Here is a 12,262-nt window from a genome sequence, read left to right on the forward strand (position 1 = left end):
TGCATTCCCATGATCGAGATACGTGTGAGGAGCCGGACCGGAGAGAGCCGGAACGAATTTCATCATAGGCTATCTATATTGAAGTGCTGTACGCATACGTGTGAGGAAACACGGCCCGCTCAGGGCTGACTCGGTGCGCGGTTCAGAGTGCGATCCAGCGGGCGATTTCCTGTAGGTTCTCTTGATGGAGGTGAGGTTCCGTGCCCGCTGAGAAGGAGCTGTTCAGCGCTGTCGACGCGCTGCTGGAGCAGGTTGCCCGGGATGACCTTCCGCCTCCTGCCGAGCGTAGGCGACTACGGGAGGCCGCCGGGCTGAGTCAGACCCAGGTCGCGAAGGCCTTGGGCACCCGCCGGGAGGCGGTGGGGAACTGGGAGGCGGGCAAGACCGAGCCGCGGCCTCCGCAACGTGCCGCCTACGCACGACTGCTCGAAGGCCTCGCCGAACGCTTCCCCGCCCTCGACCCCGAGAACGACACCGGCACCAGCCCCCTCACCGGCACCGCTCCCACCGATACGGCCGGCGACACCGACACCGGTTCCGACAGGGCTGGCGGCACCGGCACCGTCGGCGGGATCAGCAGTGGCACCCCCGCACCTGAGACCGCCGCCCAAGACACCCCCGCCCGAGTCGCCCCGTCGCGCCCCGCCCCGTCTCGCCCCGCGCGCACCCCCGGCCCGTCGTCCCCCGCGCGCCTGCCGGGTGGCAGGAAGGCCGCCTCTACCGGCACCCCCGCGGGTGCGGACCCGCGGTTCGAGAACGGCCCGCTGGCGGTCGTGGACGTCGACGGCGACGACACCGTGGCGTACTGCGTCGGCGGCCTGGTTCTGGAGGTGCCCGCCAAGTCCCTCTCGGCCCTGGTGGAGTGGACGCTGTCCGAGGCCAGGCTCGGGCAGCCGAGGCTGGCCGGGTCAGGGAAGGACGCCGACCCGCTGCTGGTCCTCACCGAGGCCGCGTGTGAGCGGTACGGCCTGCCGGTCACCCTGACGGACGAGGAGCGGGTGGCGGGGCGGCTGCCGGAGGACCACAAGGTGGTCAAGCAGTTGACACGGGCGGACTGGAAGCTGACCAAGCGCGGGTTCGGGCCGTGGGCGCGTGTCTACCGCCCGGCGCGGGGTGCGCAGCGCTCGTGCGTGCAGTTGTGCATCCCGTCGTGGAACGCGCTCGACAGCCGGCACTGGGCGTACGCCGCACAGCTGGCGCCGGCGGACCTGGCCCGGCTCCTGGGCACGTACGCGCTCCGGGTGATGACCCCGCGCGGGTCGACCGCCGTGACGGGGCTCGAGCTGATGACGGCTCTGCACCCGCCGACCCGCGCGTCCGAGCCGGACGAGACGGGCGAACGGCACAGCGAACACAACCCCGGAAGCCTGGGCAAGGACCCGGTCGACCCGGCGCCGTGCGAGGTCCCCGACGGGCATCCGCTCCTGAAGGACCTGCCGCGCTTCCACCGCCGTACCCCGGCGGAGGTCCTGGCGGAGGAGGCCTACGACTGGGCGCGCCCGCTCACCGACGACGAATGCACGAAGCGCTTCCTGGTCGGTATCGATGTCAACATGGCCTTCGCGGCCGGCGCGAACGGCCTGATCGTGGGTCTGGGCGCGCCCACCCACGTCAAGAACCCGGTGTTCGACGCGAAGTTGCCCGGTTCCTGGCTGGTCGACCTCTCCCATGTCGACCTGTCGAGGGTGAAGGCCGGGAAGGAGTGGGTGGAGCTGGACGGCGGCCTGCTGCCCAGCCCGTTCACGCCGACGGGCGAGCGACCGGCGGGCCCGGCCTGGTACGCCACGCCGACCGTCGCCTACGCGGTGGAGCTGGGCTACGACGTGCGCCCGGTCGAGGCCTACGTCCGCTACGACAACGGCCGTTACCTGGACGCCTGGTACCAACGGCTGCGTGACGCCTACGTCGCGACCATGGCCGACCTCGGCGTGCCGGCCGATCTCCCGCCGCGGGAGTTCCTCGCGGCGATGGACGGCTACCGGGAGCGCGACCCGGAGCTGGCGATCGTGGTGTCCGCGATCAAGGCGACGGTGAAGGGCGGCATCGGCAAGTTGCGGGAGCGTCCGCGCGGCGAGGGCTGGAAGCCCGGCCGGCCCTGGCGGGCCCTGGCCCGGCCGACGTGGCGGCCGGACATCCGCGCCGCGGTGATCTCTCGTACGCGGACCAACATGCACCGCAAGATCGTCAAGCACGCGGCGTTCACCGGGCAGTACCCGGTCGCGGTCCTCTCGGACTGCGCCGTGTACGCCTCCGACGGCCCGGGCCCGCTGGACTTCCTGCCCTACCGTGGGGGCAAGCCGCTGCCGGGCGGCTGGCGCCTCGGGGTCAACCCGGGGATGGTCAAGTGGGAGGGCACCCAGACCGTGCTGTGGGGCGAGGAGGTCCGGGAGCGGTTCGAGGCGCCGGAGCTGAACCTCGCCCGGTACATCAAGACCGGTGAGGTCACCGGCAAGGACGGCGGGGAGTAGCGGCTGATGGGCGTGTTCGAGGAGGGCCTGGACAAGGCGGTGCAGCGGGCGTTCACGCGCCCGATTCCCAAGTCGGCCGGCGCGCAGATGCGGTACCTGGTCAGGCAGCTCAAGGGCACGAGGGCCGTCGCCCAGATGCTGCGGATCTCCCAGCGCACCGTCGAACGGTACGTCAAGAACCAGATCAGGAAGCCGCGCCCGGACCTCGCCGCCCGTCTGGAGAGCGAGGTGCGCAAGCGGTGGCAGCCGCAGGTCCGCGCCCGGGCACGGCAGCAGGCGGCGACCACCGGCGGCATCGTCATCGACACCCGCGCCCGGATCGGCTACACCGCGCCGATCGGCACCACCGACGACGACCGGCTGCGGCACCTGACCGTGGCGCTCCCGCCGCGCTACGCCGCCCGCCTCTTCGACGCCCAGGACCAGGGCGCCGGTGACCGGCAGCTCCAGCAGATCGCCGCCGAGGGGCTCAAGGAGGTGTACTTCCAGGACGACGGCCGCCGCGCCGGCCAGTTGGAGGAGGTACGCCTCACCGACGTCGAACACCTGGAGTTCGAACTGTAGGCACCCCGAACGCCGCCGATGCCCGATGAGCCGTGCGTCGCCGTCCTGATCCAGTCCGCACTCGGCGAGTCGAGGGAACGGCGGGTGGACGGGCGGCACGCGGACCCGACGGCCGACCGGCGCGGGGGCCACGCGCGCGCGGGTCCGCACGGCTTCCCACCACCTGGCGGGGCCAGGCACGCGCGCGGGTCCGCACGGGCTCCCAACGCCTGTCGGGGCCACGCGCGCGTGGCTTCCGTGCAGGCGGCCGTCCCGCTGACCCGGCGTCCGTCGCGCTCGGCAGCACCCGACTGCGGGTCACTGCTCCAAGGCTCTGGCCGCCAGTCGGCCGCGCTCGCAGGTCACGCCGGACCCCGCAGGCAGTTTGCCGGTCTCAGGCCGCCAGTGTTTCCCGCAGGGCGGCGAGGCCGTCGGCGTAGATGCTCTGGAACAGGTCGACGGCCTCGCCGGCACTGACCCCGGCGGGGGTGAAGGTGCCTGACCACACCACGCGGGAGGCGTCGGCCCGGCCCGGGACGTCCCGCACCTTCAGCGTGGACAGGTAGTCGGTGACGGGGAACGGGGCCTGGAGGATGGCGTAGCTGTAGGAGCGCGCGGCGTCGTCGAAGGCGACGAGCCGCTCGACGATCACGTCGCCGTCGGGGTTCTCCAGACGGCGGACGCGACCGCCCTCGGCGAGGGTGCTCGAAGGGATGTAGGGCAGCCAGTCGGGCAGGGAGCCGAAGCCGCCGATGAGCTGCCAGACCCGCTCGGGGGGCGCGGGGAGGTCGACGGTCGCGGACGTGGAGGCCATGATGGTACTCCTGTCGGGGTGAGGTGGGGCTGTCAGACGGTGGGCAGGGGGGCGGCCGGGGAGACCAGCCCGGCGTCGCGCAGGTCGGTCCAGAAGGCGGCGGGTACCTCTTCACCGAGGGCGGCGAGGTCTTCGGCGATGCGGCTGGGCTTGGTGGCGCCGGGGACGACGGCGGCGGTGGCCGGGTGGGCGAGGGAGAAGTGCAGGGCCGCGGCCTTGATGCTCACTCCATGGCGGCCGGTGAGTTCCTTGATGCGCCGCACCTTCTCGATGATCTCCGGGGGCGCGTCCTGGTACTCGAAGTGGGTGCCGCCGGCCAGGATGCCGGAGCTGTAGGGGCCGCCCACGACCATGCCCACCCCCTGCTCGACGGCCATGGGCAGCAGCCGCTGCAGGGCATGCTCGTGATCCAGCAGCGTGTACCGCCCGGCCAGCAGGAAGCCGTCGGGCCGGGGCTCGTCGAGGGCGAGGGTCAGCTCGATGGGTTCGGTGCGGTTCACACCCAGCCCCCAGGCCTTGATGACCCCCTCCTCACGCAGCCGGGTCAGCACCCGGAAGGCACCGGTACGGGCCTCCTCGAACTTCTGCAGCCACGCGTCACCGTGGAAGTCCTGCGCGATGTCGTGCACCCACACGATGTCCAGACGGTCGACGCCGAGACGCTTCAGACTGCCCTCGATCGAGCGCTCGGTGGCATCGGCCGTCCACTCGTGGACGATCCTGTTGGGCCGGCCGTGCTCGAACAACCCGCCCTTCTCGCCCAGGTCGCGAGCGGCCGGGTCTTCGAGTTCGTCGAGGATGACGCGGCCGACCTTCGTCGACAGCACGTACTGGTCACGGGGGCGGTCGGCGAGGGCCTCACCGAGGCGGATCTCGGCCAGGCCCGCACCGTAGAAGGGAGCGGTGTCGAAGTAGCGGATGCCCTGGTCCCAGGCGGCCTCGACGGTGGCGGCGGCCTCCTCGTCGGGGACGGCCCGGAACATGTTGCCCAGAGGGGCGGTACCCAGCCCGAGGCGTCCGGACAGAAGCGGGGTGATGGTCATGAAGGGGTCCTTGCAGTGAGGATGGATGGCGAGATATGTGGCTTTCGCCAGGGTTCGCCGTTCTCTGCTTCCCGACATTAGGGTGGAGACTTCAGACTGTCCAAGACTCTCTTGGGCATACTTGAGTCCTCAGAGGTCTTACATGCTTGACCTGCGCCAATTGCGCTATTTCGTGGTCGTGGCCGAGACGGAGCACGTGGGACGCGCCGCCGAGCAGCTGCGCATCTCGCAGTCCCCGCTCAGCCGGCAGATCGCCCAGCTGGAGAAGAACCTCGGCCTCACCCTGTTCGAGCGCACCCAGCAGCGCATCCGGCTGACCCGTGACGGCTCGGTCTTCCTCACCGAGGCACGCGCGCTCCTGCGCCACGCCGACCGCCTGGAGAATCTCGGCCGACGCCTGGGACGGGGGGAAGAGGGTGGCCTGTGCATCGGCTACGTCGCCGACGCCATGCACACCGGCGTGCTGCCGGGCGCGCTGCGCCGCCTGCAGGAGGAACGCCCCGCCGTCCATGTCGCCCTGTACAGCATGCCGGCGGCCGAGCAGTTCGAGGGACTGCGCCAGCGCAGCCTGGACATCGCGCTGGTCGGCGAAGCGCCGGACAGCGACGATCCCGTACTGCGCTCGGCGCCGCTGCTGGAGGATCCGCTGTTGCTCGCTCTGCCGGCAGGCCACCCGCTGGCTGCCAGGAAGACGGTCACGGCCGAGGATCTCGACGGGCAGCCGTGGATCGCGATCGAGAGGCCGGGCGATCCGACCTGGCGCGACGCGTTCGTCGCCTCCTGCGTCGCCTCCGGGTTCACCCCCGATGTCCGGCTCGATGCCGCGGAGCCGCTGACCGCACTCGGCCTGGTGGCATCCGGCCTCGGCCTCGCGCTGGTGCAGCGGAGCATGCTGCGCGGCGCGACGGAGGCGGTGACGGTCCGTGAACTCTCCTGGCACAAGGCATCGGTGCACCTGTGGGCGGTCTGGCACAGCGTCGACCTGCGGCCGGTCGTGGCCTCGTTCCGCAAGACGGTGCTCTCGGCCCGCGGGGACTTCGGGACGGAGGCACTCGGCGTCTGACGCGTCTCGCCGGTGGCCGACAGAGGCGGTACCGCGGTCGGCTCACCGCGATCTGCGGGAGCCGCGCCAGATCGGTCGCCTATGCGCCCGCGCCGCCGCCCACAGCCTGCTCGGCCTTCAGCTCCGACCGGTACTGCGCGGTGATGCCCTTACGGGTGCAGTCGTCCTGCTCCGTGCTCTCGATGCGGTCGATGATCTTCTGCGCCGCCGCGCCCAGAGCGTGCAGCTCGGAAGGGTCGAGGATGTCGTAGACCAGGTGCCGTACTCGCTCGACGTGCCCCGGAGCCGCCTCGACGAGGTGGGTGTACCCCGCGTCGGTCAGGATGGCGTGCGTGTAGCGGCCGTTGGTGGGGTCGGGCTCACGCCGGACGAAGCCCCGCTTCTCCAGTCTGCTCATCAGATGCGAGAGCCGGGACAGCTCGGCGTTCGCCAGGACCGCGAGCTCGCTCATGCGCATGCGGCGGTCGGGCTGTTCGGACAGACCCGCCAGAACGTAGTACTCGACGACACTCAGCTTGGCGTCCCGCTGCAGCTGCGCCTCGAGAGCCGTCGGCAGCTTGTAGAGCAGCAGCGTGACCTGGTGCCACGTCTTCAGCTCTGCCGGGCTCAGCCAACGGGGTCGGCCGTCGTCGGGGGATAGCGAACGCTCGGGCATGCCCGAAGCCTACCGTGCTTGAACGTTCACGCGCATGACTTGAATGTTCACGCGTGGCGGTTTACCGTCACACATGAACATTCAAGTGAAAGGGAGTCCTAGTGGCTGCCGAGGTCCCCCCGCGGGGCGAGTACGTCATCGACTCGCACCGCTCCAGCATCGCCTTCACGACCAAGCACCTGTTCGGCCTGGGCGTCGTCCACGGCAGCTTCGCGCTGCGCTCCGGAGCCATTTCCGTGGCGGAGCCCCTCACCGACTCGCGTGTGCGTGCCGCCGCCGATGCGACCAGCCTCGACAGCGGCAACCCCGCACGCGACCAGAAAGTGCGCTCGGCAACCTTCCTGGACGCCGACACCCACCCGGAGATCGACTTCGTCTCCGCCCGCGCACAGCCGGATGCCACCGGCACCTGGAGGCTGTTCGGCTTCCTGACCGTCCGCGGAGTCCGGGCACCTGTCACGTTCACCGTGACGACGGCCGAGACGCTCGACGACGAGCTCGTGCTGACCGCCACGGCGCGAGTGGACCGCTACGCCCACGACATCACCGCCATGAAAGGCCTGGCGGGCCGTCATCTGTGGCTCGAAGCCACCATCCACGCCCGCCGCACATCCACCGGCTCGGTTCAGCACCAGCCGGCCCAGCAAGGAGAACAACCCATGAGTGACCTGAAGATCGCCATCATCCTCGGCAGCACCCGGCCCGGCCGCAACGGCAAGGCCGTCGCCGACTGGGTGGTGGACCGGGCCGGCGCTCGCACCGCTGCCGAGTACGAACTCGTCGACCTCGCCGACTACCCGCTGCCCCACCTGGACGAGGCCATCCCGCCCTCCATGGGCCAGTACCAGGGCGAGCACACCAAGGCGTGGGCGGCCAAGATCGCCGAGTTCGACGGCTACATCTTCGTCACCCCGGAGTACAACCACTCCACCTCCGGCGTGCTGAAGAACGCGATCGACTACCTGTACGGCGAGTGGAACAACAAGGCCGCCGCCTTCGTCTCCTACGGATCGCTCGGCGGTGCGCGGGCCATCGAGCACCTCAGGGCCGTGGCCAGCGAACTGCAGCTGGCCCACGTGCGCCAGCAGCTGTCGTTCTCCCTGTTCACCGACTTCGAGAACTTCTCCCTCTTCAAGCCGGGCGAGCAGCACGACGCCGCGGCGACCACCCTCTTCGAGCAGCTGGAGTCCTGGACCCGCGCGCTGAAGACCGTCCGCGTCTGATCCCTGCCTGCCGCCGGACAGGCGACGAGCAGTACGCCCCGCTGGTGCGGCCCGAACTCGACGGCCGCACCAGCGGGCGTACCGCTGCCCGGCGCGGCGTGCGGTGCGCGGACAGGCAGGTGCGGGGGCGGGACGCGGAAGGGGAGCGGCATGGGGCTGGAGTCGGACGCCCAGGGCGGCCCACGCCACCCGGCACGGCGTACGGATGCCGCGCACAACCGCGCTCGCATCCTTGCGGCGGCCCAGGAGATCTTCGCAGAGAAGGGCCTTCAGGCATCGCTGGACAGCATCGCCCGCCGCGCCGAGGTCGGTAACGCCACGCTGTACCGGCACTTCCCGGGGCGCGAGGCCTTGCTCGCGTGCCTGATCGAAGAACTGGCGCAGGCCGCGCTTGAGGCAGCCCGGGAGGCCGCTGCGGGCGAAGGGGATCCGTTCGTGGCGTTCAGCCGCTTCGTACACACCCTCGCGAGTCGGCGGATCGCGGCTGTGTGCCGCTTGCCTCACAGCGGACCCGACGAGATGCCGGGGCCGTCAAGCAGGGCCCTCGAGCGCGTCGAGGAGGCGGCACGACGACTGCTGGAGAGGGCACAGGCAGCGGGCCAGGCACGCTCGGACCTGTGTGTCGAGGAGGTGTTGGCGGCGGTCGCGCGACTCTCCCGCCCGCTGCCGGGGGTCGGCTGGCAGGCGACCGACCTGTTCCGCGCGCGCCTGGTGCAGCTCTACCTCGACGGCGTGACCACCCCGTCGGCCGGGACGGGGCATGACGTGCTGACCGCAGTGACGAGATGACCTTCTCGTGCTTCTCCTCACCTCGTGAGCCACGCTATGCCGTTCCCGCTCCATCTGCGTGCCCTGGCGATCTTCGTCATGGGCACTTCCAGCCCTCTGTTTGAATAAATTAGTAATTAATATTGACAGGGTTTCGGCCGCGCGCCACAGTCTTCGCCGTGACGCCGGCCGTCCCCCCGCACTGCGGCCCGCGTCACGCCCTCCTGCTTCCCAACCACCCGGAGAGGCACGTGACCTCACACCCGCACATCCGGAACACCGCAGGCCGCCGACTCCGTAGGCGGGCCACGACGGCCGCCGTCGCGACCGTCCTCGCCGTCACCGCCGCCCCCGCGGCCACGGCCCGCGCCGCCGACGACCAGGGAGCGCCCGCGTACTACGACAGCGGTCTCGCCCCCACCCCCTACATGGGCTGGAACACGTACTACGGACTCGGTGCGCCCACCGAGAAGGAGGTGCGCGCCGTGGCCGACAAGCTGGTCGGCAGCGGCTTGCGGGACAGCGGCTACGACATCGTGTGGCTCGACGGCGGCTGGCAGGCCGACAACCCCCGTGACGCACAGGGACGTCTGGTGGCCCACCCCGACCGCTTCCCCTCCGGCATCCCGGCGCTCGTCTCCTACCTGCACCGGCGCGGCCTGCGCGCGGGGATCTACACCGACGCCGGCGCCTACGACGGCGGCAAGAGCTGCGGCCTGGGCAGCCGCGGGTACTACGAGCAGGACGCACGGCAGTTCGCGGGCTGGAAGATCGACGCGATCAAGGTCGATTTCCTGTGCGGGATCGGCGCGAAGCTCGATCCGGGCCCGGCCTTCAAGGAGTTCAGCGACGCGGTCGCCAAGTCCGGTCGCAGGATGCTGCTGAACCTGTGCAACCCGCTCACCGACGACTGGGGCCTGCCGCACACGCCCGAGCAGGACGCCCACAACACCTACGTCTACGCCCCCGCGATCGCGGACTCCTGGCGCACCGGCACGGACATCGCCTGGGGCGCCCCGAGCCCCGGCCAGTGGCCGAACGTGCTGCGCAACATGGACGCCAACGCCTGGCACCCCGAGGCACAGGGACCCGGCCACCACAACGACCCGGACTACCTCATCCCGATGCGCCGCATGACCGACGGGTCGTACGAGCTGACGCAGGAGGAGTCCACCACCCAGCTCGTCATGTGGGCCGAGATGGCCTCCCCGCTCGTCATCGGCTCCGACCCGCGCACCCTGTCCGACTCGATGATCGCAACGCTCCGCAACCCGGAGATCATCGCCGTCGACCAGGACCCGCTGGCGATCCAGGGCGTGCGGGTCGCCACCGACCCGGCAGGCGACGTGTACAGCAAGGTCCTGCACGGACCCGGGCGGCGCGCGGTCGTCCTGCTCAACCGCTCCGACCGACCGGCCCAGCGCACCGTGCGGTTCGCCGACGCCGGGCTCGGCGGACCGGTGCGGGTCCGCGACCTGCGGGCACGCGCCGACCGGGGCACGCACACCGGGTCGTACACCGTCGAGGTCCCCGCGCACGGCACCGCGTTCCTGAAGCTGACCGGAGCGGACGCCCCGCCCGGTACGAACCTGGGCGAGAAGTCCACGGCGAGCCCGGCCGTCGTACGCGACGGCGCCACGCTGACCACGTTCTTCCGGGGCCCGCACGGCTCGCTCGTCCAGCACACCGACGGCCGGACGACGGATCTCGGCGCTCCGGCCCAGGGCAAGATCCTCGGCCAGCCCGCCGCGTACGCCTCCGCGGGTGGCCGGATCGACGTCTTCGTGCGCGGTGCCGACTCCCGGGCCTACCGGCGGATCTACGCCGACGGACGCTGGGACGCATGGCAGAGCCTGGGCGGGCAGCTGACCGACGCCCCGTCCGTGGCGTTCACCGACCCCACGCACTGGACGCTCTTCGCGCGGGGCGCGGACGGCCGGATCGCGCAGCGCGGCCCGGCGTCCGGCTGGTCGTCGCTCGGCGCACCGGGCGACCGTGCGACGTACGGGCGTCCCTCCGCCGTGGCCGACGCGCAGGGGCGCGTCCACGTCGCCGTCCGCACCGCCGCCGACGACGTGTGGACGCGGTCGCGGGACACCGCGGGGGAGTGGTCGCTGTGGACGTCCCTCGGCGGGACCGTCAGCGGAAGCCCGACCCTGGTCGCCGTCGGCGACTCGGTGGTGCTGTACGCGCGGGCCGCGGACTACACGCTCTGGCAGCAGCGGTACGCCGACGGCGCCTGGCAGGGGTGGAGCAAGCGGCAGGAGTTCCCGAGCGCCGCGTTCGACGGCGCGCTCGGCGCGGTCGCCGGCCCGGACGGAGCCGTCGACGCGGTGTTCCGCGGAGTCGACGGCTACCTGTACCGGACCCAGTTCAACTGAACGAGGAATCAATCATGGCCAACCAACTCACCGACCGCCGCCGGTTCCTCGCCGGACTCGGCGCCGCCGGAACGACGGCACTGCTCAGCGGCTGCGTCACCTCCACCTCCTCCGGCACCAGTTCCTCGAAGGGCGCGGTGACCCTCCAGTCCAATCTCTCCGCCCCGCAGGCCAAGGCCGCGATGCAGGACATCGTCGCCGCCTACGCCAAGAAGGGATCCGGGAAGGCGAGCCTCAACACGGTCGCCGCGGAGACCTACCGCACCCAGTTGCCGACCTACCTCACCTCGGCCAACCCGCCGGACATCTACACCTGGTACCCCGGCTCGGTGGCGGACGCCTACGCGAGGAAGAACCTGCTGCTCGACCTCGACGACGTCTGGGCCGCCTCGCCCGACCTCAAGCGCTACTCCAAGGCGCTGAACTCACTCTGCACCGCGAGTTCCGGCAAGAAGGTCTTCGTCCCCACCACCTACTACTGGTGGGGCATGTTCTACCGCAAGTCCCACTTCGCCAAGTGGGGGGTCTCCGAGCCGAAGAGCTGGGACGACTTCCTCGACCTGTGCGACAAGCTCAAGGCCAAGGGCGTCGACCCGATCGGTCTGGGCGCGGGCGGCAACACCGCCTGGGTCGCCTCCGCCTGGTTCGACTACCTCGACATCCGCATCAACGGTGCCCGGTACCACCGCGAACTCCTCGCCGGAAAACACCGCTTCGACGATCCCGAGGTGCGCAGGGTCTTCGACCGCTGGCAGGAGGTGCTGCCCTACTTCGACCCGAACGGCGCCGCCGTCCCCTTCCAGGACGCCACCACCGCCCTGCTCAACGGCCGCACCGGCATGATGCTGATCGGCACCTTCTTCGCCGACGCCGCACCCAAGGACGCCCTGGACGACATCGACTTCTTCCGCTTCCCCGTCATCGACGCCAAGGTCCCGCTCGCCGAAGAGGCGCCCACGGACGGCTACTTCGCCAGTGCCCGCACCGGCCGCCGCGAGCAGGTCGAGGACCTCCTGAGCTACCTCGCCACCGCCGAGGCGCAGGAGATCTACATCAAGGGCTCCTCCGGCACCGTCCTGCCCTGCAATCCGGACGCCAAGGACGCCGGCACCGCGCTGGTCAGGAAGGGCCGCAAGCACATCGAGGCGGCCGCCGAGATCACCCAGTTCTTCAACCGCGACTCCAGCGACGCCCTCCAGCCCACCGCGGACACCGCGCTGACCAGGTTCCTGGCCGAGCCCAAGTCCATCGGCGGCATCCTGACCGGCTGGCAGCGCGACGCCGAGAAGATCTGGAACGCCTGA

The 12,262-nt window shown here is 70.9% G+C and carries 10 protein-coding genes and 1 pseudogene; 8 read left to right on the forward strand and 3 right to left on the reverse strand.

Going from position 1 to position 12,262, the window contains the following annotated elements; translation table 11 throughout:
* Window positions 1-200: 200 nt before the first annotated feature.
* On the forward strand, window positions 201-2,468 hold the full coding sequence (gene tap / locus ACGFRF_RS30345; RefSeq protein ID WP_393745365.1) for a telomere-associated protein Tap: 2,268 nt from the start codon (window positions 201-203) through the stop codon (window positions 2,466-2,468).
* Between the two features lie 6 nt (window positions 2,469-2,474).
* Complete coding sequence (tpg, locus tag ACGFRF_RS30350) at window positions 2,475-3,032, forward strand: telomere-protecting terminal protein Tpg (protein ID WP_393745367.1); 558 nt, start codon at window positions 2,475-2,477, stop codon at window positions 3,030-3,032.
* A gap of 373 nt (window positions 3,033-3,405) precedes the next feature.
* Here tpg and ACGFRF_RS30355 read toward each other — a convergent pair whose 3' ends face one another.
* Both ACGFRF_RS30355 and ACGFRF_RS30360 read right to left on the reverse strand, forming a co-directional pair.
* Entirely contained in the window at window positions 3,406-3,825 is a 420-nt protein-coding gene (locus ACGFRF_RS30355) for an SRPBCC family protein (protein ID WP_393745369.1), read from the reverse strand.
* A 32-nt stretch (window positions 3,826-3,857) separates the two neighbouring features.
* On the reverse strand, window positions 3,858-4,868 hold the full coding sequence (locus ACGFRF_RS30360; RefSeq protein WP_393745371.1) for an aldo/keto reductase: 1,011 nt from the start codon (window positions 4,866-4,868) through the stop codon (window positions 3,858-3,860).
* Between the two features lie 142 nt (window positions 4,869-5,010).
* Between ACGFRF_RS30360 and ACGFRF_RS30365 the strand changes: the two genes are divergently transcribed.
* Entirely contained in the window at window positions 5,011-5,931 is a 921-nt protein-coding gene (locus ACGFRF_RS30365) for a LysR substrate-binding domain-containing protein (protein ID WP_393745373.1), read from the forward strand.
* Window positions 5,932-6,010: 79 nt separating this feature from the next.
* Here ACGFRF_RS30365 and ACGFRF_RS30370 read toward each other — a convergent pair whose 3' ends face one another.
* The gene (locus ACGFRF_RS30370) at window positions 6,011-6,586 is read right to left on the reverse strand and encodes a MarR family winged helix-turn-helix transcriptional regulator (RefSeq protein WP_393745375.1); all 576 of its coding nucleotides are present in this window, start codon (window positions 6,584-6,586) and stop codon (window positions 6,011-6,013) included.
* Window positions 6,587-6,687: 101 nt separating this feature from the next.
* Between ACGFRF_RS30370 and ACGFRF_RS30375 the strand changes: the two are divergent.
* The 5 genes and pseudogenes from ACGFRF_RS30375 to ACGFRF_RS30395 form a co-directional block, all read left to right on the forward strand.
* Window positions 6,688-7,128 (forward strand): annotated as a pseudogene (locus ACGFRF_RS30375) (YceI family protein); the annotation flags it as partial.
* A gap of 117 nt (window positions 7,129-7,245) precedes the next feature.
* Window positions 7,246-7,809: an NADPH-dependent FMN reductase gene (locus tag ACGFRF_RS30380; RefSeq protein ID WP_393745487.1), complete on the forward strand. Its 564-nt coding sequence runs from the start codon at window positions 7,246-7,248 to the stop codon at window positions 7,807-7,809.
* Between the two features lie 150 nt (window positions 7,810-7,959).
* A complete protein-coding gene (locus ACGFRF_RS30385; protein WP_393745377.1) occupies window positions 7,960-8,598 on the forward strand; it encodes a TetR/AcrR family transcriptional regulator in 639 nt (212 codons plus the stop codon).
* Window positions 8,599-8,828: 230 nt separating this feature from the next.
* Window positions 8,829-10,958, forward strand: a complete 2,130-nt coding sequence (locus ACGFRF_RS30390; protein ID WP_393745379.1) for a glycoside hydrolase family 27 protein — start codon at window positions 8,829-8,831, stop codon at window positions 10,956-10,958.
* A gap of 14 nt (window positions 10,959-10,972) precedes the next feature.
* Window positions 10,973-12,262: an ABC transporter substrate-binding protein gene (locus ACGFRF_RS30395; RefSeq protein ID WP_393745381.1), complete on the forward strand. Its 1,290-nt coding sequence runs from the start codon at window positions 10,973-10,975 to the stop codon at window positions 12,260-12,262.

It is taken from the genome of Streptomyces sp. NPDC048521, from assembly GCF_043199855.1.
In the GTDB taxonomy this organism is placed as follows: domain Bacteria; phylum Actinomycetota; class Actinomycetes; order Streptomycetales; family Streptomycetaceae; genus Streptomyces.